At 47.6% G+C, this 25,959-nt stretch carries 26 protein-coding genes; 18 read left to right on the forward strand and 8 right to left on the reverse strand.

Annotated elements, in window-relative coordinates; genetic code table 11:
- The first annotated feature begins 64 nt into the window (after nt 1–64).
- From PAHA3_RS04220 to PAHA3_RS04245, 6 genes are all read left to right on the forward strand, one after another.
- The gene (locus PAHA3_RS04220; RefSeq protein WP_082762714.1) at nt 65–442 is read left to right on the forward strand and encodes a YtxH domain-containing protein; all 378 of its coding nucleotides are present in this window, start codon (nt 65–67) and stop codon (nt 440–442) included.
- A 220-nt stretch (nt 443–662) separates the two neighbouring features.
- Entirely contained in the window at nt 663–1,472 is an 810-nt protein-coding gene (gene racE / locus PAHA3_RS04225; protein WP_062835969.1) for a glutamate racemase, read from the forward strand.
- 229 nt (nt 1,473–1,701) lie between these two features.
- Entirely contained in the window at nt 1,702–2,910 is a 1,209-nt protein-coding gene (locus PAHA3_RS04230; RefSeq protein ID WP_062833606.1) for a M14 family metallopeptidase, read from the forward strand.
- 207 nt (nt 2,911–3,117) lie between these two features.
- Entirely contained in the window at nt 3,118–3,375 is a 258-nt protein-coding gene (locus PAHA3_RS04235) for a hypothetical protein (protein WP_062833607.1), read from the forward strand.
- A gap of 142 nt (nt 3,376–3,517) precedes the next feature.
- A complete protein-coding gene (locus PAHA3_RS04240) occupies nt 3,518–3,820 on the forward strand; it encodes a heme biosynthesis protein HemY (RefSeq protein WP_036609727.1) in 303 nt (100 codons plus the stop codon).
- A 21-nt stretch (nt 3,821–3,841) separates the two neighbouring features.
- A complete protein-coding gene (locus PAHA3_RS04245; RefSeq protein ID WP_017689421.1) occupies nt 3,842–4,063 on the forward strand; it encodes a DUF1450 domain-containing protein in 222 nt (73 codons plus the stop codon).
- A gap of 102 nt (nt 4,064–4,165) precedes the next feature.
- Here PAHA3_RS04245 and PAHA3_RS04250 read toward each other — a convergent pair whose 3' ends face one another.
- Entirely contained in the window at nt 4,166–4,564 is a 399-nt protein-coding gene (locus tag PAHA3_RS04250; protein WP_062833608.1) for a hypothetical protein, read from the reverse strand.
- A gap of 149 nt (nt 4,565–4,713) precedes the next feature.
- On the opposite strand from PAHA3_RS04250, the gene PAHA3_RS04255 reads away from it, so the two are divergent.
- Both PAHA3_RS04255 and PAHA3_RS04260 read left to right on the forward strand, forming a co-directional pair.
- Nucleotides 4,714–4,995: a hypothetical protein gene (locus PAHA3_RS04255; RefSeq protein ID WP_062833609.1), complete on the forward strand. Its 282-nt coding sequence runs from the start codon at nt 4,714–4,716 to the stop codon at nt 4,993–4,995.
- Nucleotides 4,996–5,170: 175 nt separating this feature from the next.
- A complete protein-coding gene (locus tag PAHA3_RS04260; RefSeq protein ID WP_062833610.1) occupies nt 5,171–6,001 on the forward strand; it encodes an aldo/keto reductase in 831 nt (276 codons plus the stop codon).
- 355 nt (nt 6,002–6,356) lie between these two features.
- On the opposite strand, the gene PAHA3_RS04265 is transcribed toward PAHA3_RS04260, so the two are convergent.
- From PAHA3_RS04265 to PAHA3_RS04280, 4 genes are all read right to left on the reverse strand, one after another.
- Nucleotides 6,357–7,082 (reverse strand): DsbA family oxidoreductase, encoded by a 726-nt coding sequence (locus PAHA3_RS04265; RefSeq protein WP_062833611.1) that lies wholly within the window; start codon nt 7,080–7,082, stop codon nt 6,357–6,359.
- Nucleotides 7,083–7,167: 85 nt separating this feature from the next.
- Entirely contained in the window at nt 7,168–7,593 is a 426-nt protein-coding gene (locus PAHA3_RS04270) for a cytidine deaminase (protein ID WP_062833612.1), read from the reverse strand.
- 78 nt (nt 7,594–7,671) lie between these two features.
- On the reverse strand, nt 7,672–9,672 hold the full coding sequence (locus tag PAHA3_RS04275; RefSeq protein ID WP_062833613.1) for an LTA synthase family protein: 2,001 nt from the start codon (nt 9,670–9,672) through the stop codon (nt 7,672–7,674).
- Nucleotides 9,673–9,885: 213 nt separating this feature from the next.
- Nucleotides 9,886–11,040 (reverse strand): THUMP domain-containing class I SAM-dependent RNA methyltransferase, encoded by a 1,155-nt coding sequence (locus PAHA3_RS04280; RefSeq protein ID WP_062833614.1) that lies wholly within the window; start codon nt 11,038–11,040, stop codon nt 9,886–9,888.
- 239 nt (nt 11,041–11,279) lie between these two features.
- On the opposite strand from PAHA3_RS04280, the gene PAHA3_RS04285 reads away from it, so the two are divergent.
- Nucleotides 11,280–11,912 carry an O-methyltransferase gene (locus PAHA3_RS04285; protein WP_062835970.1) on the forward strand — a complete coding sequence of 211 codons (633 nt, stop codon included), beginning with the start codon at nt 11,280–11,282 and terminating at the stop codon, nt 11,910–11,912.
- A 100-nt stretch (nt 11,913–12,012) separates the two neighbouring features.
- On the opposite strand, the gene PAHA3_RS04290 is transcribed toward PAHA3_RS04285, so the two are convergent.
- Nucleotides 12,013–13,221 carry an asparaginase gene (locus tag PAHA3_RS04290; RefSeq protein ID WP_062833615.1) on the reverse strand — a complete coding sequence of 403 codons (1,209 nt, stop codon included), beginning with the start codon at nt 13,219–13,221 and terminating at the stop codon, nt 12,013–12,015.
- A gap of 518 nt (nt 13,222–13,739) precedes the next feature.
- Here PAHA3_RS04290 and PAHA3_RS04295 point away from each other — a divergent pair.
- Nucleotides 13,740–14,942, forward strand: a complete 1,203-nt coding sequence (locus PAHA3_RS04295; protein WP_062833616.1) for a cytochrome P450 — start codon at nt 13,740–13,742, stop codon at nt 14,940–14,942.
- A 106-nt stretch (nt 14,943–15,048) separates the two neighbouring features.
- Here the strand turns inward: PAHA3_RS04295 and PAHA3_RS04300 are convergent, their stop codons facing one another.
- Complete coding sequence (locus tag PAHA3_RS04300) at nt 15,049–16,260, reverse strand: MFS transporter (protein ID WP_062833617.1); 1,212 nt, start codon at nt 16,258–16,260, stop codon at nt 15,049–15,051.
- A 204-nt stretch (nt 16,261–16,464) separates the two neighbouring features.
- Between PAHA3_RS04300 and hemE the strand changes: the two genes are divergently transcribed.
- From hemE to PAHA3_RS04330, 6 genes are all read left to right on the forward strand, one after another.
- Entirely contained in the window at nt 16,465–17,529 is a 1,065-nt protein-coding gene (hemE, locus tag PAHA3_RS04305; protein WP_062833618.1) for a uroporphyrinogen decarboxylase, read from the forward strand.
- Complete coding sequence (gene hemH / locus PAHA3_RS04310; protein ID WP_062833619.1) at nt 17,522–18,472, forward strand: ferrochelatase; 951 nt, start codon at nt 17,522–17,524, stop codon at nt 18,470–18,472. Before hemE ends, hemH begins: the two co-directional genes overlap by 8 nt.
- Nucleotides 18,472–19,896, forward strand: coding sequence for a protoporphyrinogen oxidase (gene hemY / locus PAHA3_RS04315; RefSeq protein WP_062833620.1), 1,425 nt, complete (start codon nt 18,472–18,474; stop codon nt 19,894–19,896). The genes hemH and hemY overlap by 1 nt, the downstream gene beginning before the upstream one ends.
- A 185-nt stretch (nt 19,897–20,081) precedes the next feature.
- A complete protein-coding gene (locus tag PAHA3_RS04320; protein ID WP_062833621.1) occupies nt 20,082–21,503 on the forward strand; it encodes a CapA family protein in 1,422 nt (473 codons plus the stop codon).
- Between the two features lie 24 nt (nt 21,504–21,527).
- Nucleotides 21,528–22,280: a glycerophosphodiester phosphodiesterase gene (locus PAHA3_RS04325; protein WP_062833622.1), complete on the forward strand. Its 753-nt coding sequence runs from the start codon at nt 21,528–21,530 to the stop codon at nt 22,278–22,280.
- Between the two features lie 47 nt (nt 22,281–22,327).
- Entirely contained in the window at nt 22,328–22,960 is a 633-nt protein-coding gene (locus PAHA3_RS04330) for a fumarylacetoacetate hydrolase family protein (protein ID WP_062833623.1), read from the forward strand.
- Between the two features lie 127 nt (nt 22,961–23,087).
- Here PAHA3_RS04330 and PAHA3_RS04335 read toward each other — a convergent pair whose 3' ends face one another.
- Nucleotides 23,088–23,495 carry a hypothetical protein gene (locus PAHA3_RS04335; protein WP_062833624.1) on the reverse strand — a complete coding sequence of 136 codons (408 nt, stop codon included), beginning with the start codon at nt 23,493–23,495 and terminating at the stop codon, nt 23,088–23,090.
- A gap of 388 nt (nt 23,496–23,883) precedes the next feature.
- Here PAHA3_RS04335 and PAHA3_RS04340 point away from each other — a divergent pair, with 388 nt between their 5' ends.
- Together PAHA3_RS04340 and PAHA3_RS04345 are read left to right on the forward strand one after the other, a co-directional pair.
- On the forward strand, nt 23,884–24,441 hold the full coding sequence (locus tag PAHA3_RS04340; RefSeq protein ID WP_062833625.1) for a MarR family winged helix-turn-helix transcriptional regulator: 558 nt from the start codon (nt 23,884–23,886) through the stop codon (nt 24,439–24,441).
- Between the two features lie 63 nt (nt 24,442–24,504).
- On the forward strand, nt 24,505–25,953 hold the full coding sequence (locus PAHA3_RS04345) for an aryl-sulfate sulfotransferase (RefSeq protein ID WP_062833626.1): 1,449 nt from the start codon (nt 24,505–24,507) through the stop codon (nt 25,951–25,953).
- Nucleotides 25,954–25,959 lie beyond the last annotated feature (6 nt).

Consider the following 25,959-nt stretch of genomic DNA (forward strand, 5'->3'; position numbering starts at 1 on the left):
GGGTGAGCGACAGGCCGTTGCTTCTGATCCGGTACTTAAACGACAGTAAAGGGAGAGATGTGACGTGAAGGATTCTAACAAAAGTTTGTTGTGGGGTGCTCTGATCGGCTCCGTGGTAGGTTCGGTAACGGCATTGTTGCTGGCACCGAAATCAGGACGCGAACTTCGTCAAGATATTACAGAGGGTGCTCGTCAGGTATCGGAGAAGGGTCAGGAACTGGCTGGCAAAGTGGGAGAACAAAGTTCGCAGATCGTATCCAAGGTCAAAGAGACTGCAGATGTCGTGATTCAGGATATTCAATCCTGGCGCAACTGCGCTGAAGGCAAAGAAATTCGCATTTCGGCAGCCATTACAGAACCTAATACGGACAATGCAGCAGATGAGTCCGGAATCGATATTGTAGCGAAGCTTCCTGTGGATGAGTCCAAGGACGACAACTAAGCAAAGCTTGGGATTGCAGGCTTTCCTCGATTTAGAGGAGAGCCTGCTTTGTTGTGTGCCCATGCGGAGATGACACAGTGCGCGGGATTTTATTTGAACCCTGCGATGAAATCGGGTAAGATGTAGGTACCTTTTTGCCAGAATGTTCATACGGTAGGAAGAAAGCTCTGGAAACAATCGTTTTGAGAACCAATTCAATGAAGAAGGAAGCGGTGTGTTCGTGCAGCAAGCAATCGCTATATTAGACTCCGGTGTGGGGGGATTGACCGTCGCCAAGGAAGTGATGCGTCAGCTCCCGCGGGAAAAGATCATTTATTTTGGGGATACTGCCCGGACACCGTACGGACCCCGTTCGTCCGAACAAGTGAAACAATTTACGGAACAAATCGTTGATTTCTTGATCCAATTCGATCCGAAGGTTATCGTTATCGCCTGTAACACAGCGACAGCAGCCGCGCTGGATTATATCCGTGCCAAGGTGAATGTGCCTGTCATCGGTGTTATACATCCCGGAGCACGGGCTGCTATCACAGCGACACGTACAGGACGCATTGGTGTGATTGGTACCGTAGGTACCATTGGCAGTGGGGCTTATACATCGGCACTCAAGCAGCTGTCCCCCTATATCGATGTGGTCAGTCAGGCTTGTCCGGCGCTGGTGCCGTTGGTGGAGCAAGGTGAATTTCGTTCCGAGCACACGACACATACGGTGGAGCAATCATTGGATGAGATCAAACAACAGCCAATAGATTGTCTTATTCTGGGTTGTACGCACTATCCTTTTCTCATGGACACCATTCAGGATGTTATGGGACAGGAAGTGAAGCTAATCAGTTCGGCAGATGAAACGGCACGGGAAATCAGTACGATTTTATATGATAAACGAAAGCTTGCCAGTGGGGATGAGACCCCGGTGCATCAATTTTTCTGCACTGGCGATCCACGCATGTTCCAGAATATTACCCGTCGATGGTTGGGAGAGCAGATCTCGAAGACCCCTGTGGTTTGGCAGGTTACGCAATTACCATAGTTATACGCAAAAGTACGCATGAATAGGACTTATAATTAATGTACATTGGCTGTACGACATCCCGGAACTGTGGAGTTCCGGGATTTTTTGTCATGATTCTGCATCGACAGGCAATGAGCATGATTCATGTCACATGACGGACAACCTGGCCTGCATACATATGTTACAGACACGAAAATGGGGAGAACCGGACAGGAGAACGGTCTTTTCCTGTGGAAAGGAGAACAACATGGAACAGCAGTGGATTATCGTTCAGCGGGGAGATACGCTGCCGAGAATTGCGTCAGCGCATCATATGACGAAAGAGTTACTTGCTGCGCTGAACCCGGAAGCGGCCTCTCAGCCTTACCTTCTGGCAGGTCAGATGCTGCGTATTGTCCCCGGGGCAGGTCGCAGGTATGCTGTACCGCCTGGAGAAAGTGTAGTGGGGATTGCAGCGCGCTTTGGTCTGGACGAAGAGGTGTTGCGCCAGGCCAATCCCGAAATCGCCAATATTGCCGACTGGGTTGGGCGCTGTATTCATATTCCGGCTTCGAATGGAAAAACTATTGTAAAGATTCAGGGAGAGTACGGTTATAGAGAATTAATCAACGATATAGACAAACTTGAGAATCAATATCCTTTTATCGAGACGGGTTCAATCGGAACAAGTGTCATGGGCAAGTCACTGCCTTATTTGCGTATCGGGCAAGGACAGAGACATATTCATGTTAACGCTTCCGTTCATGCTAATGAGTGGCTGACAACGGCAGTTCTGATGAAATTTATTGAAGAATATGCCCAGTCATATAGCACGCATAAGGCATGGCATCAATTCCAGACAGAACGATGGATGCAAGAAACGACACTCTGGGCCGTGCCGATGGTTAATCCGGACGGGGTCGAACTGGTTCAGGAAGGTGTGGTCAATCAGCACCCGCATGCACAGCAGTTGTTAGCCTGGAATGCCGGCAGATCCCATTTTACACATTGGAAGGCCAATATCAGAGGGGTGGATCTGAATGATCAATTTCCCGCCCATTGGGATGAAGAGGCAGCAAGAAGGGGGGTGACCTCGCCTGGCCCCCGGGATTATGCAGGAACAGCTCCATTGACAGAACCGGAAGCGCAGGCACTTGCGCAGTGGACGCAACAGCACACCTTCGCTGCGGTTGTCTCTCTTCATAGTCAGGGACAGGAGATCTATTGGAACTACCGTGATCTGGAACCCAGAGAGAGTGCGCCGCTGTCGCGCAGACTCGCCAAAGCTTCGGGCTACAAGGCAGTGAAGCTTGGCGGCAGTGATGCCGGGTACAAAGACTGGTTTATCCAAGCGTTTGGTAAACCGGGCTTCACGGTGGAAGTTGGATTGGGTGTTAATCCGCTTCCCGTAGAACAGTTTGATGATATCTGTATAGAAGTCGGCATGTTGCTGGCTGAACTGTTATCCAATGGGTAATGGAGTTAGGGCTTGCTTATGAAGGTGTGAAACTTAACGGTAGATCATTCGTATAACAGGAACGGACGCTATGAGCGACGTTCCGTTTTTATTATTTTTTATAATGGCATGTTATGTCATTCGTACTGAATGGTTTTTGAACGGGTAATGATGGATGTGCCATTTCGGCGACATATATTTATTATTTATTATACGGAGGGATTCAAAATGAAGTGGAGAAGACTGCTGTCGTTCAAACGATGGACACAAGTTTTCAAAAGGCTCCCCCGGTTGCTCCGGGCTCCGCAGATTCCTTTGGGAGAAAAGCTGTTGTTTATTATTCCGGCGCTGTTATACTGGGTACTTCCTGACGTCATGCCATTTATGCCCATCGATGATATCGGGGTGACGTTGATTCTGATGAACTGGTTTGTAAGCCGTGCGGAACGCAAATATCCTGTGCTTCAGGAAGGGATGCCTTCTTAATTTGTGGGGAAATGGATAGGTTTAACATTGATTTCGCATCAATGTTATTGCGAAGAGCGGTAACTTTCTTTACAATAGATGCTGTAGTTTAAGAATGCTGAAATTGTTGAAACCAGCAATTACAATATAGGAGATGAAGAGAATGAACTGCAAAATTACGCGTAATGCTGCTAAAGTATTGAAGCTTGAATTGGACAAGCCGGAGAACGAAGGAAAAAAACTGCGCGTTGTCATTACCCATGCACATGGTGACCATGCTCACTATGGCCTGGATATCGACACACCAAAAGAAAATGATACGGTTGTATCTACCGATAAAGAGATTGATGTCATTCTCGCGAATGATCAGCCTTTGTTGAATGGTGTTAAAATTGACTACCTCTACTTCCCGGAAGAGGGCTTCGTTATTACGAATCCGTCCCAAGGTAATCACGGCGACCACTAAGGGCGCGAAGAAGGGGAACTCATGGCTAACGATATCCGCGTATGCGAAAAATGTAATCATGTCCGACTGAAATCGATTGTGCCCAAGTTGCAGAAAATGGCTCCAGACACGGAGATCAAAATTGGGTGCAAATCCTATTGCGGTCCTTGCGCGAAACGTGCGTTTGTCTTTATCAACGGTCGGTACATTAGTGCTCCGACAGAAGAAGAAGTGCTCGCCAAAGTCGCAAAGTTCGTTAAGTAACAGGATATAATAAGGTAATTGAACGAAGAGTTCAAACATCCGCAAGGAGGGGCGATGTGCCTCTCCTTTTTTGCGCTTGAGTAATAGTGAACAAAAGCTGCGTTAGAATACAGTGCCCTTAATCATTTCATAAATTTCGAAGGTATCTTCTCTAATTTCAATGGCAATGACCGTGGTATCCTTTTTCAGAAAATGTATATGACCCATTCGTTCTTCCTCCAATTCGACCCAACCTGTATCCGCTAGCTTCTGAAAATAATCCATTGGCGGGTATAGTCCTTGCTCACCCCCAATATGTTTCAATTCATACATCACGCCTTCTTTAATGTTTCTATTGCCTGAATCAGTTATGACTTTAATGAGCTTTGCATTGCTTGGGACTGGGATGTCTGGGTTTATGGATGACGCTGTATATCCTTCTATCTCGTATGTAGCTGGAGCGCAGCCTTGTACCCAAATGAGCAAGGGCAACATGCAGAGTGTCAATATTATTTTCTTCAAATGATTTCCTCCTAAACTTGATGAGTACTTAATAAACGCAGCAAGACAGGTTAAGGTTACGACAAAAACACAAAAGAGGAATAAGGAAGGCTTGTGCTATCCATCCTAAAGGGGTAACAGGAACATGATCATCCCAAGGAGGAATACTCATGCCGAAGCGTTATGATTCCAGTTTGCAGGCTGATACTACTGTATCTCAGGCGCAAAATGCGGTGAACAAGCTTCATTATGCTGTATCTCAGGCCATGTCTCATCTGACGGCACAGACCATTGTACAGGCGGAACGTCGTCTCGCACATACGGAGCAGGCGATGCGTCAAGCAGAGCTTTCGCTCGGAGGACAAGGTGTTGAGCTGGCAGAAGAGATGTTCATCGAGGAGAAGAGACGATTGAATTCCATCCAGAGTCAGCACGGTCAAGGGAATCAATAACGTTCCTGTTCACACCAGAACCCGCAGGGCAGCAATGCTTTGCGGGTTTTTCATATCTTTTGCAAAGACTCCCGATCCATGGGTTTACTCCGATAGTATGTCGAATGGTCGCTTAAAATTCTGTGAGAAGGTTAATAGAACAAGAGCAGGCAAAATTCCATACGGGAGGTACAGAATGACAAAACATATTACAGATTGTACGATTCTGAACAACGGAGTAACGATGCCATGGCTAGGATTTGGAACATATAAAGCAAAAGGTAAGGAAGTGCAACAGGCGGTTGAGACCGCTTTGGAGGTTGGATATCGCAGTATTGATACCGCGTCCATCTATGGCAATGAGGAAGAAGTAGGACAAGCTATTGCAAGCAGTGGTGTTGCCCGTAACGAACTGTTTGTGACGACCAAGCTTTGGAACGAGGATCAGGGATTTGATTCAACGTTGAGAGCATTTGAAGCGAGTCAGAAGGCGCTTGGATTGAATGTAATTGATCTTTACTTAATTCACTGGCCTGGCAGAGACCAGTATAAGGAGACGTGGAGAGCATTCGAACGTCTATATAGCGAAGGAAGCATTCGTGCGATTGGTGTGAGTAACTTTCAAGTACACCATTTGCAAGATATCATAGATGAAGGTGGAACGGTGCCTGCGGTGAATCAGGTAGAGCTGCATCCGGGTCTGATCCAGCAGGAACTTCAGGATTTCTGCGGAGCGCAGGGAATTCAGCTGGAGGCATGGAGTCCTATTATGAAGGGCAAGCTGAACCAAGAGTCGACACTCAAAGCACTAGCCCAGAAATATGGGAAAACACCGGCGCAGATTATTCTGCGTTGGGACATTCAAAATCAGATTGTGACGATTCCGAAGTCGGTTACGCCGGAGCGGATTCGTGAGAATGCGGACATCTTTGACTTTGAATTGTCACCGGATGAGTTGAAGCTGATTGATGCACTGGATTCGGATAAGCGGACTGGACCACATCCGGATCAGCTATTCTGGGATTGAGTGGGTGGCGCTAATTGAATATAAGTGTTTGATGATAAGTTAGTGGAGGTTCCGGTTACGGATCGTTCTTTGTGGTTTAAGATGTAAGCATAATCGGTCACGCTAAGACACTACTTGTGCAGAACAATCTTTCGATCGCCGTTATCCCCGATTTTTTTTGAAATTCCCTGTATCAAGGGGAAAATCCGGTGATAAATGCGAGCACTCCGCTTCTCCAGCTTTTTTCTGCCCACTCCGTTATCGTGAAAATTATAAATCCATCTTTAGATTTGGTGGGTAATTAAGAAGCATATAAAAAAAGCAGCAGGATCGGGAAATATCCCCTGATCCTGCTGCTTTGTGTGTGTGACTTAGCTTAATTTTTTTTCGGGACTTCGCAACCGTCATCTGTGCAGACTCCGCTGCCGTCTGTTTCTGTTGTGTTGGATTCAACCATGGTGAATGGGGAACGGTCGTCCCATGCTTTTTGAATGGCATTCAGGAACACCTCGTCAGGCTGAGCGCCCGATACAGCGAACTTGCGGTCGAATACGAAAAAAGGTACACCACGGATACCGAGTTGCTCGCCTTCTGCTTGGTCAGCGCGGACATTGTCGGTGAATTGATCACTGGACAGCACTGCCGTAGCTGCATTTCGATCCAAGCCGACTTCTTCTGCTAACTGAGCCAACACTTCAGGGTCGCCGGAGTGTTTACCTTCAATGAACACAGCTTGGAATATCCGTTCACTCAGTTCAAGCGCTTTGCCTTGTGTATCCGCCCAGTGTGTCAAGCGGTGAGCTGAGAAGGAATTGGTAGGAATCATGGCATCGATATTGTATTCCAGTCCTGCCGTGCGAGCATTGGCATTCATTTGGGCATTCATGCCTTGGGCCTGCTCCACGCTAATATTATATTTGGAAGCCAGGTATTCCGTATTGGTTTTGCCTGGGTTCAATGCAGCATTTGGATCAAGCTCGAAGCTTTTGAATTGCAGCTTCACTTCATCACGGTGTGGAAACTGTTGCAGCACATTCTCTAGGCGGCGTTTGCCGATATAACAGAAAGGGCATAGAAAATCAGACCATATCTCAATGTTCATTTTATTAAAACCTCCATCATCCTTTTAGTTGAAACTAATATGGTTACAATTATAAAGCCACTTTCTATAATTCGCAAGGATTTTGCTATTTATCCCGGTATGCCTTGGACCAATGGTGAGGTTGGATCTCATCCAGTCTTTTGAAAACCAACTGACCAGCAGGGTCGTATACGGCAGCCTTCACTTCTTCACCCCAATAAAACAATCGTTCCTGGCATAAGCCGCAGGGTGTAAGGACCTTGAATTCCGAATGCTCGTCATCACGAGCGATACAGAGGGAGTGGGTAACGCGTTCATTCAATTTGTGAGCTTCCAGATAAGCCCCTGTTTCCATACACAGATGCGTGGCATCGTTGATGACCTCTGGAGCTACGCTAATCAGCAGGGAACCAGCTTCGGTATAGACGGCACCCGCACCGCCCCATCCCTGAGGATAACGTTGCTGCACAAAGTTTGCGGCTGCATTGAACAATTGTTGTTCAATATTAAATGATCCTGTGTGTGATGTCATGTAATGAGAGTGCCCCTTTTTAAATCCAATTCAATTCAATATTTCGCGTATTTGTTTAGCTTGTCATTATGATTTTACTCATTGTGATGTTGCTCCTGAACTGTCTTCCTCTCGAAAGCGCTGAATCAAATCATAGGTAATTACGGTGTCCGAGACGTGCAATCGCTTGGTTGCCTCATCATGAGCGGGCCGGCATGCATTGATATCTGTTTTGTCACGTGTGGACAGGTCATAACAAGCGCCGCTCTCATAAATATAATCATCCGATGGAATATAGAATACAGAACCATCCGAGAATGCGCCATTACGCAGCACAACCGTACGGGAAGACCCGTCATAAACGTCGTTACCCATATGATAATAGGACTGGTCGGATACACCGAGCAAATGCAGCACGGATGGTGTGATGTCCAGTTGTCCCGAAGGTTCGTCGATGGTTCCAGCAGCAGCTCCATCTGGTAAATGCACGAGCAGAGGCACCTCGTTCATGATCTGAGCCATATCCAGTTCGCTCAGGGAACGTCCAAGGAACTGTTCGTATTGGGCTTGTTCCTTAATCGAGTTGTCGTGGTCTCCGTAGAACATAAAGATGGTATTTTCCCATAATCCCCGATTTTTCAGATCCTCCACCATCTTGCCGAGCGCCGAATCTACGTAATGAACCGATTGCAGATAATCACCGAACATTGTTCCCTGGAACTCACCTACATCCAGCTGCTGTTTCTCTTTAGGCAGGGCATATGGGTGGTGACTGCTGAGTGTAATGAGGAACGAATAGAACGGTTCGGTCACCTCACTGCTCATTTTCTCAACGGATTGGCGGAAAAAGGATTCGTCAGACAGGGACCAGCCAAGCGGGTCATCCTGTACAAAATCATTTTTACTATAAAACTTGTCGTACTTCATGTTCTGATACATCGTATACCGATTCCAGAAGCCACTCTCATAAGCATGAAATACGTTGGTGCTATACCCGTTATCCTTCAGAATGGAAGGGAGGGAATCATACGTATGGTCTGCATAGCGTACAAATGCAGATCCAACCGGAAGCGGATGAAGTGAGATGTTTGCTCCAAAATCGGCATCTGACGTTCTGCCCTGACCTGTCTGGTGGTAAAAGTGACTATAATACTGACTTTCTTTCATCAGTTCATTAAAATGCGGTGTAATCTCCTGACCGCCAATACTCTGGCCAATCATGAAGTTCATAAAAGCCTCACCCTGGACAATGATGACATTGCTGTCCTTATATTTGCCGAACAAGGCATCGTTCTGCGGTTCAGCTCCTTGCCTTTCAGCGAAGAATGCCTTTGCCTGTTCAACATCTGCGGGTTCAGCCTGCGGCCCGGAGCCAATGTGATCTTTGGCATAGTTGTACAGATCATAACCATGAAAAGCGAGAAGTCCAGTCACATTGTACATGGATACATTCCACCAGTTGTTATCGAACAGGCCCTTGGCCCATGTTTTGCTGTAAAAATAAATCGGGCCGACGGCGAGACCCAGTCCCAGCACAAGGGCAATGCTGCCGGCAGTGAGACGGCGGCGCATCCCCGCCTTGCGATCATTATACGTATAACTTCCATAACCTTGAACAGACGCACTGGCGTGCTTCGAACGGTAACGTCTGCTGAACAGTACGATAGCTGCGAATGGAATGACGACAAGCCAATCGGCAAAGAACCAAAGATCGCTTGTGTAGATCAATGTAGCAATACTGTCACCCAATGCGTCAACTTGTCTGGCCTGCAACAATACCGGGATGGTCAAGAAATCCTGGAAATAGCGATAATACACCATATCGGCATAGATTAGTGCGGTAAGCAGCAGGTTAAGCACCGCGAGAGACACGATCATGCCTCTACGTGGCAGCCACCAGGTCCAGAAGGACAGGAGAAGAAGTGATCCAATAGCAATGACTTTATCCAGCAGTCCCATCGTAATGTTATAGGCGTGCAGATTGTGATGGAGCCACATGAGTTTGAGCAGCATGAGCACAAGAAAAATAAGATATAACGTTAGTGGATGATTCAGAAGCCCGCGTGGCATGGAGCTGCGCGTAGGGCGAGTGACAACCATATGTATGTCCCCCTTGCTTTCGTTGTTTTGTAATCGGAATGTAAAATAGGGCTCCATCCATTATAGCGTGGCCCCATGGGTTTTCAACTATGCCTAAGGATGAATTGATTTCTATCCAAACGAAGGCCGATGACGGCGAATTCATATGATCAGAATAGCGCACAAAAAAGCACTCCAGCCATAGATGGCAGGAGCACTTTATATTCGAAACAGTTATGAAGATTGTGGTGCTTTATTCCGTGGGGGCAGTGGGCCCAAATACTGATAGTACTGGGTTTCAATTCGTCCGTTGAACAATTTGCGACGCTTGTCTGCCTTATGACCGAAATACTCCTCGAAAGCTTTGGTCGATGTGATTGCGAAAAAGGACCATGTTGGCATGTCGAGATAACTGCGCCCTAATGAGCGGAGCAACTTCTGAACTTCTTTCTCTTCACTCAAACGTTCACCATATGGAGGGTTGGTAATGATGACACCGTAATCACCCTGTGGTCTAGCGCGATGAGCGGGAAGGACGCTGACTTCAATATCTTTGGCGAAGCCGGCACTCTTGATTGCTGCCATAGCAACTTCAATCGCTTCGGGATCAATATCGCTACCTGAAATCTGTAACGGGATATCGTCACGTACAGCATCGAATGCTTCTTCGCGCGCCTGTTCCCACAATTCTTCAGGAATGACAGCCCAGTCCTCGGAGTTGAAGGTACGACGAAGTCCTGGTGCAATGTTCCAGCCGATCATAGCGGCTTCAATTAGCATTGTGCCTGATCCACAGCATGGGTCATAGAATGGACGGGATACATTCCAGCGACTGAGCTGAATAAGAGCGGCAGCAAGTGTTTCTTTGAGTGGTGCTTCGGTGACGAGTTTACGATAACCCCGTTTGTGCAGACCTGGTCCCGTCGTATCCAAAGTAAGCAGGGCGCGATCGTTCAGCAGAATGACCTCAATCACATAACGAGACCCATCCTCTGGAAACCACTCCGTGTCATAAGTCAGTTTCAGTTTCTCTACGATTGCTTTCTTCACGATCCCTTGTGATGCAGGTACGCTGCTCAACTGAGATTTTTGGGAGCGACCCTCTACAGGAAATTCGCCGTCAGCAGGAATCCACTCTTCCCATGGGAGTGCTTTGGTGCCTTCAAACAATTCGTCGAATGTTGTAGCAGGGAATTCACCCATTTTGACCAATACCCGATCCGAACTTCTCAGCCACAGATTACACCGGCAAATATCAATATAATCCCCGGTAAAGAAAACCCGTCCATTGTCGATCGTAACATCCTCATACCCCAGTTGCTTCAGTTCCCGGGCAACAACAGCCTCGAGTCCCATCGCCGAGGTCGCAATCAATTGCAATTGAGCCATGTGATTCATTTCAACTCCATTTCAAGCTGGAGAAGGAATATCCTTCTCTCTGCTGTATAGTAACGGTGCGGCCTTGCCGCTTTCCGTGAAAAAACTTACAATGAGAAATGCGGTGAACGTATGCACTCCTCTCTCGAGATGATGCACCAGTCAACCGCCTGTGTTGATAACAAACATTTATTATAGAACATTGGCATCCATATGGAAAGCAGTCCAAGTGTCCAAGGAGGATTTTAGTGGTGAATCTGACCCCTGATGAATATGTGAATCAATTATTTCAAGAGGATGACCTTTTGCTGAAAGTGAAAGAGGCCATCCGTTCGAACGGTATGCCGGAAGTTTCGGTTGCTGCGGCGTATGGACGTTTGCTCACGTTTCTAGCCAAGACATCCAAAGCAGAAGCTGCGCTCGAAATCGGCGTGCTGGGCGGTTACAGCGGGATCTGCATTGCACGCGGATTGCGTGAAAATGGGACCCTGACGTCTCTGGAACTGAAAGAGGAATATGCGTCAATGGCGCGTGGACATCTGGAAGAAGGCGGTTTTGGCGAAAAGGTAGAGTACCGGATTGGCCCGGCGGCAGATAGCCTGGAGCAATTGCAACAGGAAGGTCGCACATTCGATTTCTTCTTTATTGACGCCGATAAGGAAAATTATCCGGTATATCTCGACTATGCCATCAAGCTGGCTCGGCCAGGTGCTGTCATTGTGGGTGATAACTGTTTCCTGCGTGGTCGTACGCTGAATCCGGACAAGCAGGGTCCGGCCGTGCTTGCGGTTCGTCGCTTCAATGAACAGATGGCAAGTGATCCCCGTCTGGTAACGACCATGTTACCGGATTACGATGGGCTCGTGCTTGCTTGGGTGAAGTGAGAAGAGGTTGAGGTAACAAAAAGAAGAGACGACACACCTTGAATATCAGGGGCGTGTCGTCTCTTCTTTTTGTCCAGATTTATAAAAGATGAGTACTTTCTTATACTTCCGGTGTTCCGTACGTTTCGAACCATTTTTTGATGGTGTCAAAATCATCACTGAAGGATAGTCCAAGCATCAATACCACACGAGCTTGTTGTGGACTCAGGTTGTCGCCGGCAATGATACCTTTTCCACCCCCGTATACACTTCCTGAACCCGTCCGAGTGGTGGTCACGAAGATTACACCTTCCTCAATGGCTTTGGTACGAGCTTGTCCCATAGCTCTGGAGATACCGCCAGCTCCTGTACCGGAGGTTACGATGCCTTGTGCGCCGTTGCTCACGAACCCTTCGATGGCTCCGCCTCCAGCTTCTTGATACGAGATCGCAATTTCTACTTTGGCCAGATCAGCTTTTGTGATTTTACTCAGATCGAATACGGGCTTCGCAGTGCCTTCAGGTTTCAAGGCGCGTGCAGGAGCACGGTAGATTCGAATGTTTTCTTCATCAATATATCCTACGGCACCGAGCATCGGTGTTTCAAACGTATCTGTCCGATAATCATTCGTTTTGCTTACACCGCGTGCGAGTTGGATGGTGTCATTCAACATCAGTACTGTTCCGAATGAAGTGGTACGACCACTGCCTGCAAGTTTAATGGCGTTGTACAGATTGGCTTGAGCGTCAGAGCCGATGACAGTCCATGGACGCATGGAGCCTGTGATCACGACCGGTTTGTCACTCTGAACCGTCATATCGAGGAAATAGGCGATTTCCTCCATTGTATCTGTACCCGTGGTGACCACAACGCTGTCATACAGGGCAAGAGCTTTATCTACCGTCTGCGACAAGTCATAGAGATCAGCCATGCTATAGGAGCCTGAACCTGAATTTCCGAATTGGAGCGTGCTAACATCAGCAATCTTCTGCTTATCCGGTAAGGCGTCTACCATCTCTCCAATGGGAAGCGTACCTGCCTTATAGTTCTGGAAGCTGGTTGCATCCTCGGATTGACCGGCAATCGTTCCGCCAGTTCCGATCACCAATACATTAGGGAGCGCAGATTGCTTGGAGGAGTCTGGTACAGCAGGGATGGAGGTATTGCGAGCTGGAGTAGTAGATGCTGTCTGAACAGCGCCTGTTGTACCTTTTACCTCCGTGGCTGCGTGCGCAGCGTAGGTTCCGATCGGGGACAACGAGATCGTTAACGCTGTTAAAGCTGCGGTACTCCATACGGCCCAGGGACGAAGATTGGATGTTTTTCTCATGAATAGCACTCTCCTTCAAGTAAGTGTGATGTTAAGTTTGTTAAGAAGAATATGTATACCATTTCAAATTGATTGTATTTCATGTTAAGTAATATGACAATTGTAGATATGGATAGAGTAATCGGTTACATTCATAGATATGAGGAGTATACTGATTATTTATAAGGTAAAATGAAAGAAAATTCACTCTGGCAAAGCTAGAATAGGGATTGAATTAGTAGTTTTGAAGAATGATCAGATATTTTTGTGTTAGTTAATATTACATAATAAGGCTTTTGTCCTGATAAAATGAAGCATTTCAAGAGAGGGAATGTTGGATGCGGGTTTATAGCAGAAGTGGACCTTTCTACAATTAATATTTATCACACAGGCTAGCACAACGAGAGGTAATTAGTAACGTGTAGTAGGTAATGGGTCTCAATTACGTTCCAAAGATTGGTTTCGTTATGGAGTTTTGTTTATAATAGGGGTGATTAACATATGTAAATAAATATATAATATTGATTGGAGGAGAAACGATGAAACAGGCGCCCAGAAAGTATGCAAATTACATTCCGATTCGTGAATTAGAGAGTTTGGAAGAGCGGCTATCTCCCTTCCAGGTGTACGCAGAGCTTCGTGATAACACTCCAGTCCGATATGATGAGCATCGAGAATGTTGGGATGTTTTCGGTTATGAAGATGTGAAGTATGTGTTGAAAAACCCGAAACTGTTCTCTTCTGCACGTGACCGTGCCAATACGAGCATGCTGACAACAGACCCTCCCAAGCACAAACAGCTGCGTGATCTGGTGAATCAGGCGTTTACACCCAAGGCCATTGAAGCGTTGGCTCCGCGTATTCAGGAAATTACAGATGAGTTAATTGCTCCACACCTGTCAGAAGGACATATGGAACTTATTGATGACCTTGCGATGCCATTGCCCGTCATTGTGATTGCTGAATTGATCGGAGTCCCTGCAACGGATCGTCAAAAGTTCAAGGACTGGTCTGATGTGTTGGTGAAAGGTGCGCGTAATGACAGTGAAGAGGCTTTTCAGGAGCTGTTGGAGGAGAAAAAAAGAAATACACAGGAACTGCATACCTATTTCACTGGCATTATGGAAGAACGTCGGTTGCAGCCGCAGGATGATCTGATCTCGTTACTGCTTGCTGCGGAGATTGATGGTCAGCAGTTAACCGCCGAGGAAGTGGTCGGTTTCTGTATTCTCTTGCTTGCTGCTGGTAATGAAACAACAACAAACCTGATTACCAATGCGGTTCGTATATTGTCTGAACAACCCGATCTACAGCAGGAGTTGCGCGAACATCCTGAACGGATTACTACTGCGATTGAAGAGACGTTGCGATATTATCCGCCAATTGTTGCCATTGGGCGGGTAGCCAAGGAAACTGTAGAGCTGAATGGACAGACGATACAGGCTGGAGAACAGGTGATTTCCTGGGTTGGATCAGCCAATCGGGATGGTGCTCAATTCGAACACCCGGAAGATTTCATCTCTGATCGCAAGCCGAACAGGCATATGGGATTTGGATTTGGCATTCATTTTTGTCTGGGTGCGCCGCTCGCTCGTTTGGAGGCAAGGGTCGTTCTGCATACGTTGCTTCAGCACATGGAGCGCATTCAGCTTGTGCCGGGAACGGATCTGCAGCCGATACAAAGTGCCTTTGTGTTTGGGGTGAAACATTATCCGATACAATTCAATCAAATAAATAAATAATGAATTGAACATGAATGACAAAAGCCGCTCTCAGGCCAATTAGGCGCTGGAAGCGGCTTTTTCAGATGGAACGGTGATATGCATTAGTTAAATAATGGATAAGGAATCAGGATTCCCGGATCGAAGCAGGTTTGTTGTACAATTTGAATCTGACCCAAACCATATTGAGCAGCAGCAGTCCACCAGAGACGATAAACAGACCTTCAATCCCGATGAATCCTGCCATAAAACCTCCAATGATCGCTCCAAGCATGTTGCCCAGCGCCAGAGTACTCGTATTAAAACTGAATGCACGGCTAATCATGCTATCTGCTGTATAGGAACGGATCAGGGCATTGACGCTTGGAAGCAGGCCACCCATGAACACACCCATCATGAAACGAACAAGAATGAGTTGCCACACGGTCTGAACAAATGCCTGCGGGATAAGCATGAGTCCTGTTCCTATGAGTGAGAACGTAAGCACCTTGTGAGGGCCGATCCGGTCACTCAGCTTCCCAAGAATCGGAGACATGGCCATATTGGATAGTCCCGTAACTGCACCGACAAGTCCTGCCCAGAAGGCCACATTTACATCCGATGCATGCAATTTCTGCACATACAGCGGCAAGAGTGACATGGGGCTAATCATCGCAAACTGCAACAGAAACGTCACAGCAAACAGTGCGGGCAGTTGAGGTGACTTGTTCAGCTCCTTCAGACCGGACAATACGGATTGTGCCGGCAGTTTAGCTGCTTCTTGACGGTCGAATTTCTCTCTCACCAGGAACATGGTGAGCATGGAAGCAACGAAGATCAGTCCACCTGTAATGTAGAAAATGGGGCGGAAGCCTACCGCATCAGCTAGCAAGCCACCAATGAGCGGACCCAGGATTGTGCCGGCTACCTGCCCGGACTGACTGATTCCCATGGCAAAACCCATGCGGTCTTTCGGAGTGGTACCTGATATCAGCGCAACAGCTGCAGGGTTGAAACCGGAGATGGTACCGTTAAGCAGACGCAATAAGAGAAGCTGCCAAGGGTTCTGTGCCAGACCCATAAGGGCAATGACGATGGCCATCCCGAATCCTGAACGCAGCAGCATAACCTTTCGACCATACTTGTCCGATAACTTGCCCCAGAGCGGTTGGAATAGAAATGAGGTGAGGAAATTGGCTGCAAATATAAATCCGGCCCAGATGCCAATTTCATGTTCCCCAACAACGCCCAGATCTCTTGCGAGATAAAGGGACAAAAATGGGGTAATCATGGTCATGCCCGAATTGACCAAAAATTGTCCGAACCAAAGCACAATGAGGTTTACTTTCCACGTTTTCAAAGTGCTTTCACTTCCTTTCAAAGATATTTCTGTAATTCTCAAAAAAACACCATTCTTTCATTATAACATAATTGGCATATGGGGGATGGGTGTAAGGAATGTCATAGTATTGTCACGTAGAACGCATCTGCATGTGGTTGTTACGGCAGTTTAAAAAGGGCATAATGGTAGTTATGAGTCCAAAAACTATTGGAGGCTTCTTATATGAGCTATAATGATCGACTGATTCGGGCAAGTTTCAAACAACAGGTAGACCGTGTTCCGGTATGGTACATGCGTCAGGCTGGACGTTACGATCCTGAATATCGCAAAATTAAAGAAAAGTACTCCTTACTAGAGATTTGCCGACAACCCGAGCTGGCGGCTGAAGTTACACTTATGCCGGTACGTAAACTTGGTGTAGATGCGGCTATTTTGTATTCCGATATTATGAATCCGGTTGCCTCACTGGGCATTGATTTTGACATTGTAAAAAATATTGGACCGGTCATCGATAATCCGATTCGATCTGCTGCAGATGTGGATCGTTTGCGTCCCATTGACGTGGAAGGAGATCTGTCACATATTCTCGAGACCATTCGAATTCTGGATAAGGAGCTTGACGTGCCACTTATTACGTTTGCGGGCGCACCTTTCACCATTGCGAGCTATCTGATCGAAGGCCGACCTTCGAAAGGGTATATCCGCACCAAAACGATGATGTACAGCGAGCCTGAGGTGTGGCATAAGCTGATGCAGAAGCTTGGTGATATGGTTATTACATATGTCCGTGCGCATATTGCGAATGGCGGTAAGGCATTCCAGTTGTTTGACAGCTGGGTTGGAGCACTTTCTCCGAAAGACTTCAGAACATATGTGTTGCCTACGATTACTCGTATCTTTACCGAATTATCGGATTTGAATGTACCGAAGATCTATTTCCCTGGTGTCGCATCTGGCGAATTGTTGCCAGCGTTGCATAATCTGCAAGCCGATGTGATTGGATTGGACTGGAGAGTATCGATTTCGGAAGGTCGTGAGCGACTTGGCGGCAAATTTGCCGTGCAGGGTAACCTGGACCCTTATGTGTTGACTGCACCGATGGAATTGATCAAGGAGCAAGCTAAAGTGATTATTGATGAAGGAATTAAGGAGCCGGGGTATATTTTCAACCTGGGTCACGGACTCTTTCCTGAAGCATCTCTTGATAAGCTTAGAGAACTAACGGCTTATATTCATGAATATTCTGCCGAAGCATTGAAGACTGGGGTGACGGTAACGAATGACTAATACGATAGGTGTACTGGTGATGTCATATGGCACACCAGAAAATATGGAGAGTGTTGAAGCGTATTACACACATATCCGCAGAGGACGGCCGCCTGAACCTGAGCAATTAAAGGAACTGACGGATCGTTATGAAGCCATTGTTGGTGGTGTATTCCCGCTTCGGGAGAACACGGACAATCAGGTCAAGGCTCTGCAGGAGACGTTAAACCGCGATGAGCGTGGCACTGATGTGGAATTCCGTTGTTATCAAGGACTGAAGCATGCCTATCCGTTTATTGAGGATGGCGTGGAACAGATGGCGAAGGATGGAATTCAGACAGCCATTGGTATTGTACTTGCGCCTCATTTCTCAACGATGAGTGTAGGTAGTTATATTAAACGTGCGCGTGAAAAAGCAGAAGAGCTGGGCGTTCATATGTCCTTTATTGAAAGCTATCATCTGCATCCGAAGTTAATTCAGGCTTTGTCTACGCGTGTCAGTGCCAAGTTGGATGCGTTCGAGGAAGCAGGAGCAAAACGCGGAGATGTGAAGGTGTTGTTCAGTGCCCACAGTTTGCCAGCACGCATTGTGGAGATGGGTGATCCATACCCGCAACAATTGCTGGAGACTTCGGAAGTGATTGCCTCACGTGTAGGCATTACCAATTGGCAATTTACTTGGCAAAGTGCTGGACGAACAGCTGAGCCATGGCTTGGACCGGATATTCTGGATACGTTACAGGAACTTTCTCGTGAACAGGTAGAGGATGTACTTGTGGCCCCAATCGGGTTCGTCTCCGATCATCTGGAGGTCCTCTATGATCTCGATATTGAGGCCAAAGCGATTGCCAAAGAGATCGACATGCGCCTGATGCGTATTGATTCTCTCAATAGTGATCCTTTATACATGGAGACATTAAGCGACGTTATTATAAGCCAATGGCAGCAAGGGTCGGATGAGTAATGGGTGACAAGAAACGCCGTGTTGTTGTCGTCGGCGGTGGCCTTACCGGCCTCAGCGCGGCATTTTATATCCGTAAGCATTACCGGGAAGCGGGCGTTGAACCTGTGATCACTTTGGTCGAGAAAAGCTCGTCCATGGGAGGCATGATCGAGACACTGCACCGGGATGGATTTGTGATTGAAAAAGGACCGGATTCTTTCCTGGCTCGCAAAACAGCAATGATTGATCTGGCCAAAGAATTGGAGATTGATCATGAGCTGGTCAGTCAGAATCCGGAGTCGAAGAAAACGTATATCATGCAGCGTGGCAAGCTTCATCCTATGCCAGCAGGACTCGTTCTGGGTATTCCGACAGAACTAAGACCATTCCTGAGAAGTGGTCTGGTTTCTCCGGCAGGAAAACTGCGGGCGTTGATGGATTTTGTCATCCCGCCGCGTCGTACAACAGAGGATGAATCGCTCGGTTATATGATTGAGCGTCGTCTTGGAGCAGAAGTGCTGGAGAACCTGACGGAACCGTTGCTCGCGGGAATCTATGCGGGTGACATGCGGCGATTGAGCCTCCAGGCTACTTTCCCGCAGTTCGGAGAAGTTGAGCGCGATTACGGCAGCTTGATTCGGGGCATGATGACTGGCCGCAAACCGGCTGAGACGCATACCGGAACGAAACGAAGCGCATTTCTGAACTTTCGTCAGGGACTGCAGAGCCTTGTTCACGCCCTCGTACATGAACTGCAGGATGTGGATCAACGTCTGAACACCGCGGTCAAGTCACTGCAACGGCTTGATGGAGCCGAGACCAGATACCATGTTGAGCTGGAGAATGGTGAACAACTTGAGGCGGATGATGTAGTGGTTACTGTGCCGACGTATGTCGCGTCGGAGCTGCTGAAGCCTCACGTGGACACAGCGGCACTGGATGCGATTAACTATGTGTCTGTAGCCAATGTGGTGCTTGCTTTTGAGAAAAAAGAGGTCGAGCATGTATTCGATGGATCGGGTTTCCTTGTTCCGCGGAAAGAGGGGCGTAATATTACGGCTTGCACGTGGACATCGACGAAATGGCTGCATACCAGTCCCGATGATAAAGTACTGCTTCGCTGTTATGTTGGTCGCTCCGGTGACGAACAGAACGTAGAGCTTCCGGATGAAGCGCTCACGGATCTGGTTCTCAAAGATCTGAGAGAGACCATGGGCATCGAAGCGGTACCGATCTTCTCCGAGATTACACGGCTTCGCAAATCGATGCCACAGTATCCGGTAGGACACCTCCAACATATTGCCGCTCTTCGTGAGGAGCTTGGCAGCAAATTACCGGGCGTGTATATTGCGGGTGCCGGTTATGAGGGTGTAGGTTTGCCTGATTGCATCAGACAAGCGAAGGAAATGTCTGTCCAGGCTACACAAGAGCTAGCGACAGATTAAGTACAGCAAGAGAGCTGTCTCGAACGTAGATTTATCTACAGAAGAGACGGCTTTTTTTACATGAATATCTGGAAGTTAATCAAGTCAGTACCCTTCCAATCGATACAGTTCCAAGGAATGATGGAAATCCAGAATATGCCTGATATAATGGTATGTATGGCTGTGAAGAAGAAGAGGAGTTGCTTATGTATCCCCCAAGATCAGAGCGAAGTGTAAAGAAGAAAAAGGCTAGTAAACGCACCCGCAATACAATCACGATCATCTGGACAGTTAATATTGTATTGATCATTGCAATTGGTCTGGTGGGCATTTTTTATGTCATGAATACACGTCAGCAACAGGCAGACCAGCCGGTGAAGCAAGAAATAGTCGATCAGGATCAGCCTTCCATTGGAGACGATGCCAAAGGCGGCGATCAAGTAAGTTCTCCAGACACGGAATCTGATGAGACTTCCGATGAAGGTCCCAAAGCTACGGATGAAGAGACAACAGAGGATGCAGAAAAGACAACGGGCGCAGCGACATCTGACTCTTCAGGCAACTCCAGTGGGGGGAAGACGGATTCCGGAACGAAAAAACCTGCGGTAACGTCGACACCATCCAGCACCAAGGGAAATGCAGGTGCGGATACCGAATCAGGGACGTCGAAACCTTCCAATTCAGCGAAGGATATCACGATTAACTTTGTTGGCGATATCCAGTTCTCAGGTAAAGTTGCTGAACTGCTGGATAAGAACGGTTATGACTATCCCTTTGCCAAACTCGGCAGATTATTCAAGGATGATGATCTTACCATCGGTAACCTGGAGACACCCATAACCCTGGGTGGTACCAGTGCAGCGGACAAAACGTATGTCTACAAATCATCGCCCAAAGCATTGGCGGCAATGGCCTCTGCAGGTTTTGATGCTGTGAATTTGGCTAATAATCATATTCTGGATCAAGGCGTAGAAGGCTTGGTGGATACGTTAACCTATCTCAAGGAGTATGGCATAGCTCACACTGGAGCAGGGATGAATAGAGATGAGGCTTATGCACCAGCTTACCTGGAACGTAAAGGCATGAAGATCGCACTGCTGGGCTTCTCCCGAGTGGTACCGGAAACGAGTTGGAAGGCGGAAGGCAATCGGGCTGGTGTGGCTGAAGCCTATGATTCCACAGGAGCAGTCAAAGCGATCCAGGAGGCCCGTCAGAAGGCAGATCTGGTCATTGTGGTTGCACACTGGGGAGAGGAACGGGTAAGTACTCCGAATAGTGACCAGACCCGATTGGCTCATGAGTTTGTAGATGCAGGTGCGGATCTGGTCATAGGTGGTCATCCTCATGTGTTGCAAGGGTTGGAGTACTATAAAGGGAAGTGGATTGCATATAGTACGGGGAATTTTATTTTCTCCAGATCAACAACCGAAGAAACGTGGAAAACGGCTGTGTTTCAGGCGCGCTGTAGTAGCGACGCGAATTGCAGTATGAAAGTCATCCCTTATGAAGCAGGGCTTGGTCAGGCCATTCCGATGATCGATGAGGCGAATAGACTGCTGCTGGAGCAGATGGCAAAGCTTTCTCCAGGCATTCGATATGATGCAAGTGGAGTCGCTTCGCCAAATTGAGAACCTTTTTGAGGAGGGAATCGAATGAACAACCTTTGTGTAGCGCACCGTGGATTTTCTTCCATTGCACCAGAGAATACGATGGCTGCATTCCTTATGGCTATGGAACGGCCAGAAGTTCAGTGGATGGAGCTGGATGTGCAGTTGTCACGTGATGGTGTGCCCGTGATCATTCATGATTTTACAGTGGATCGTACGACGAATGGCAATGGTTTGGTTCGGGAAACCAATTGGGCTGATCTGCAACGGCTGGATGCCGGAGCATGGAAAAGCAAGACCTACAAAGGAGAACGGATTCCGGCTCTAAGTGAACTGCTTGATCGTTCGTGCGGCAGAGTGCGTTTGAACATCGAACTGAAAACGCAGGGGGATATGTACCCTGGCCTGCCTGCCGCAGTTATATATGAAGTGAGAAAAAGACATATGCAGAATGATGTGGTGATCACTTCATTTGAACCTGCTGCTCTGATTGAAGTGAAAAAACTTGCACCGGAGATCCAGACGGGGCTTATTATCGACGCACGACCAGGTGATCTGTTAACCGCACTGCGGCAAATGAATTGCACATTCCTCTCGATTGGATATACCAATGTAGATAAATCCTTAATGAACGAGATGCGGAGTGCAGGCATTCGTGTGATGGCTTGGACGGTGGATGACAAGACGATTATGAAGAGACTGGCGGCAGTAGATCCGGAGCTTATGTTGTGTACAAACCGACCTGACGTATGGGAACATGCATTTCAGGAGACGAGCAGCCGATTCTTCAGACCGTAATTTACTCCATATACACTAATGAATCCGATAAAGGTGGTTATATACCCATGTTGACTAACATTCGCAATGTATACTGTGTAGGACGCAATTATAAACTTCACGCGGAAGAATTGGGCAACGCAGTTCCGGATGAGCCGATGATCTTTATGAAACCTTCTCACGCAGTTGTATCCCTGAATGGTGAAACTCTTGAATTGCCTGCTACCCAAGGTGAGGTTCACTATGAAGCTGAACTGGTCGTGCAAATTGGCCGTAGTTATGAGCCAGGTGTGGCGGTAGATGAGCTGGTGGATACGTATGCATTTGGTATTGATTTTACGTTACGTGATGTACAGACTGTGATTAAGAAAAAGGGTCACCCTTGGACAGCGGCCAAAGGGTTCAAAAATTCTGCGCCGGTTACTGCATTTCAGGCATTTCCAGGTGCAGCAGCGTTGCTGGAGAAAGACTTTACATTGACCAAAAATGGTGAGGAAGTTCAGCGTGGTAATATTCGTAACATGATCTTCAGTTTACAGGATATTGTAGATTATGTAGGTCACCATTACGGCCTGGGGCCGGGCGATGTCATTTTTACAGGAACACCCGAAGGTGTTGGACCAACACAAGCAGGAGATGTGCTTGAACTGGCATGGGACGGCGAATCCTTGGGTGCCTGCACGATTGGGGGAGCCCAATAAGAGGATTACACATCATACCTGCTTGAGGTGAAGAGGGTACAAGAAAGGGGCGTGCATACGCTCCTTTTTGCTGTGCTATCATATCATGGTTGTCTTCAAATCTCTATCGAAAGGATATGCTACTAATTTACGCCAAGCTGTATGCTGTATTTGCGCTCTGTGTGACCAACTCTTCCAATTCAGCTTGTTGTGCAGCATGTTGCTCCGAGCTGATACTTCCACTTGCGAGTCGCTCATCCAACTGCTCCCTGAGCTGCCTTACTTGTATAGCTATGACCTCATTCAAGTTACCGTTGTTTTCTTCCGCAATCGTCCTCAGCGATTTGCCGCTGTACAGTTCCTGATACAGATCCGCTTCTGAAGGCTGATTCAGAGCGCTGAGCAGCTCGTCACTGCTTCCCTCACGAGTATCCAAATCAACGATGGACCATTTAGCAGTAGGTATGGGAGAGATGGCCGATTGGCCCCAGGCTGTTCCGGCGAAGGACATAGTGACAATCATCGTGCCTATAATAATGACTCTTTTCATGTTCATATGGATAATCCTCATTTCTGTAGTTGAGTACGAACTGAATCGTAGCTTGTCGTAGATGTATTTGTTGATGTATCGATCTGAGAATAGTGTAAACGGGAAACCTGAAGTGAAACTTAAAACAGGATAAGTAATTTCAAACCGGAGGGGAATCACCGTAAAAGAAAAAAATGACTAATATAATTCACACTTGACAGGTTGGGTTAGTTGGTTATATGATGATCTCAATTATTTTAATACTCATTAAATGAACAGTGAACTAATTTGAACTGAAAACAGAAGCGAGCTGATTGGACCACCAAAGGCTCCCGGGACTACTCCACTATGGAATGTCCTCGGGGGCCTTTTTTTGTACGCTGTTGAAGCTTGAGGTGAATAAGGAGGATATGGAATGAGCGATAGAGATTGGGAAGCATTGGAGCGGACGGACTGGTTATTCCGCAAAATGGTCAGACGATTCGTCAAAGAGCGGGATCGCATCTCTGTAGAGGGCATCAGCCTGCCGGGCATGCTTATCCTGCACAAAATCATTCGTGAGGGAGAACAGCGGCTTGGGGATTTGGCAGAACAGTTGGATTTTACATCCGGTGCCATTACTGCTCTAACCGATAAGTTGGAAAAAAAAGGACTCACCATCCGCAGACGAAAGGAAGACGATCGCCGGACGGTTTTACTGGACATTACATCCAGCGGACGGGAGATGTATGCGAGAAACAGTAACATCGGTGCTCGATGTATCACGCTTCTGTTTGAGGGTTTTACAACGGAGGAGCTGGAGCAGCAAAGTCAATTCTATGAGCGGGTGGTAGCGAATCTGGAGGGGTTCTCGGACACGGTGCTGGAATTGGCGGAGAACAATGGGATACAAGAACACGAGCAGTCTTCCACACGTGACCTTGAGCAGAAGCAGCGGGACAATACCGGGAAGAGTAACTATCTCAGTTATTGAAGTTGAATCAAGTAGTGATATTCGACATTCCATTCTACAAACATTCTAGGGGAGAGATGATCAATGGGACACTCAACAATATATCCAACTGGAGCAACGCTATACAATCCGGATAAGGCTTGGGGCGGTTATACCGTCTATCAGGCAGGTGAGGAAGGCGTAGTGTTGATCGACATGAATGGTAAGGAAGTTCACCTGTGGAAAGGATTGTTAGGGTTTCCGGCCAAAATATTACCTGGCGGCTACGTGCTGGGCAGCACGGGTCGGAGAGATCCGAAGTTCGGTATTCAGGACAATGTTGATCTGGTCCAAGTGGACTGGGACGGCAACATCGTATGGAAATACAATAGCTACGAACACATCGAAGATCCGGGGTATGAGCCACTGTGGTATGCGCGCCAGCATCATGATTACCAGCGTGAGGGTAACCCGGTAGGTTACTATGCACCTGGGCTTGCGCCGAAGACGAAGAGTGGTAAAACGCTCATCCTCGCTCACAAAAATGTGAGTAACCCGCAAATTTCAGATAAGCCATTGCTTGATGATGCCATTATCGAAGTGGATTGGGAGGGGAAGGTACTCTGGGAGTGGCTGCCTAACGAACACTTTGAAGAATTAGGTTTTGATGAAGCTGCTCGAAATGTTCTGTTCCGTGATCCGAATACACGTTCTTTCGGTCATCTGGGTGGTGGCGTTGGTGACTGGTTACATATTAATTCTGCTTCTTATGTCGGACCCAACCGTTTCTATGAAGAAGGAGACGAACGGTTCCACCCCGACAATATTATCTGGGATGCCAGAGAGGCCAACATAATCGCCATTACAGACAGACAGAGTGGAAAGATCGTGTGGAGATTAGGGCCAGACTATACTTCACCTGAGGCGAAGCATATCGGCACGATCATCGGGCAGCATCATGCACATATTATTCCTCAGGGTCTGCCGGGAGAAGGGAACTTGCTCGTATTCGACAACGGCGGCTGGGCAGGTTACGGCCTTCCAAATCCGGCTTCCCCATTTGGATTGAAACATGCGATTCGGGATCACTCGCGTGTGCTGGAAATTAACCCAGTCACCCTGGAGATTGTCTGGCAATATACCTCGGCAGAAGCAGGTTTCTCGGTTCCGACGGATTCCTATAAATTTTATAGCCCATACATCAGTTCCGCCCAGCGTTTACCTAACGGCAACACCCTAATAACCGAAGGTTCCAATGGCAGATTGTTCGAAGTGACAGCGGAGCATGAGCTGGTCTGGGAGTATGTCTCCCCATACACGGATGGGCGGAATACCAATATGGTCTATCGCTCATATCGAGTTCCTTATCAGTGGGTTCCGCAGTTGGAAAAACCGGAGGAAGTTGCCATCGAAGCTATTGATGTCTCCACCTACAGGGTGCCGGGAGCAGCACCCAAAGGTTCTGCATCCATCGTGAGCGTAGAGACAACTCTTCCATTTGTGGAGGGTGCAGCCTGTGTGGCAACGTCGGATGAAGGCAAGTCAGGCGGTTAGGCGTCA

Source organism: Paenibacillus amylolyticus, from assembly GCF_001570725.1.
GTDB classification, from domain to species: Bacteria; Bacillota; Bacilli; order Paenibacillales; family Paenibacillaceae; genus Paenibacillus; species Paenibacillus amylolyticus_A.

Coding starts and splice junctions, on each gene's coding strand:
- PAHA3_RS04230 (WP_062833606.1), top strand. CDS start 1,702: ATGGAACAGCAGTGGATTATCGTTCAGCGGGGAGATACGCTGCCGAGA.
- PAHA3_RS04235 (WP_062833607.1), top strand. CDS start 3,118: ATGAAGTGGAGAAGACTGCTGTCGTTCAAACGATGGACACAAGTTTTC.
- PAHA3_RS04240 (WP_036609727.1), top strand. CDS start 3,518: ATGAACTGCAAAATTACGCGTAATGCTGCTAAAGTATTGAAGCTTGAA.
- PAHA3_RS04245 (WP_017689421.1), top strand. CDS start 3,842: ATGGCTAACGATATCCGCGTATGCGAAAAATGTAATCATGTCCGACTG.
- PAHA3_RS04255 (WP_062833609.1), top strand. CDS start 4,714: ATGCCGAAGCGTTATGATTCCAGTTTGCAGGCTGATACTACTGTATCT.
- PAHA3_RS04260 (WP_062833610.1), top strand. CDS start 5,171: ATGACAAAACATATTACAGATTGTACGATTCTGAACAACGGAGTAACG.
- PAHA3_RS04265 (WP_062833611.1), bottom strand. CDS start 7,082: ATGAACATTGAGATATGGTCTGATTTTCTATGCCCTTTCTGTTATATC.
- PAHA3_RS04270 (WP_062833612.1), bottom strand. CDS start 7,593: ATGACATCACACACAGGATCATTTAATATTGAACAACAATTGTTCAAT.
- PAHA3_RS04275 (WP_062833613.1), bottom strand. CDS start 9,672: ATGGTTGTCACTCGCCCTACGCGCAGCTCCATGCCACGCGGGCTTCTG.
- PAHA3_RS04280 (WP_062833614.1), bottom strand. CDS start 11,040: ATGGCTCAATTGCAATTGATTGCGACCTCGGCGATGGGACTCGAGGCT.
- PAHA3_RS04290 (WP_062833615.1), bottom strand. CDS start 13,221: ATGAGAAAAACATCCAATCTTCGTCCCTGGGCCGTATGGAGTACCGCA.
- PAHA3_RS04295 (WP_062833616.1), top strand. CDS start 13,740: ATGAAACAGGCGCCCAGAAAGTATGCAAATTACATTCCGATTCGTGAA.
- hemE (WP_062833618.1), top strand. CDS start 16,465: ATGAGCTATAATGATCGACTGATTCGGGCAAGTTTCAAACAACAGGTA.
- hemH (WP_062833619.1), top strand. CDS start 17,522: ATGACTAATACGATAGGTGTACTGGTGATGTCATATGGCACACCAGAA.
- hemY (WP_062833620.1), top strand. CDS start 18,472: ATGGGTGACAAGAAACGCCGTGTTGTTGTCGTCGGCGGTGGCCTTACC.
- PAHA3_RS04320 (WP_062833621.1), top strand. CDS start 20,082: ATGTATCCCCCAAGATCAGAGCGAAGTGTAAAGAAGAAAAAGGCTAGT.
- PAHA3_RS04325 (WP_062833622.1), top strand. CDS start 21,528: ATGAACAACCTTTGTGTAGCGCACCGTGGATTTTCTTCCATTGCACCA.
- PAHA3_RS04330 (WP_062833623.1), top strand. CDS start 22,328: ATGTTGACTAACATTCGCAATGTATACTGTGTAGGACGCAATTATAAA.
- PAHA3_RS04335 (WP_062833624.1), bottom strand. CDS start 23,495: ATGAACATGAAAAGAGTCATTATTATAGGCACGATGATTGTCACTATG.
- PAHA3_RS04340 (WP_062833625.1), top strand. CDS start 23,884: ATGAGCGATAGAGATTGGGAAGCATTGGAGCGGACGGACTGGTTATTC.
- PAHA3_RS04345 (WP_062833626.1), top strand. CDS start 24,505: ATGGGACACTCAACAATATATCCAACTGGAGCAACGCTATACAATCCG.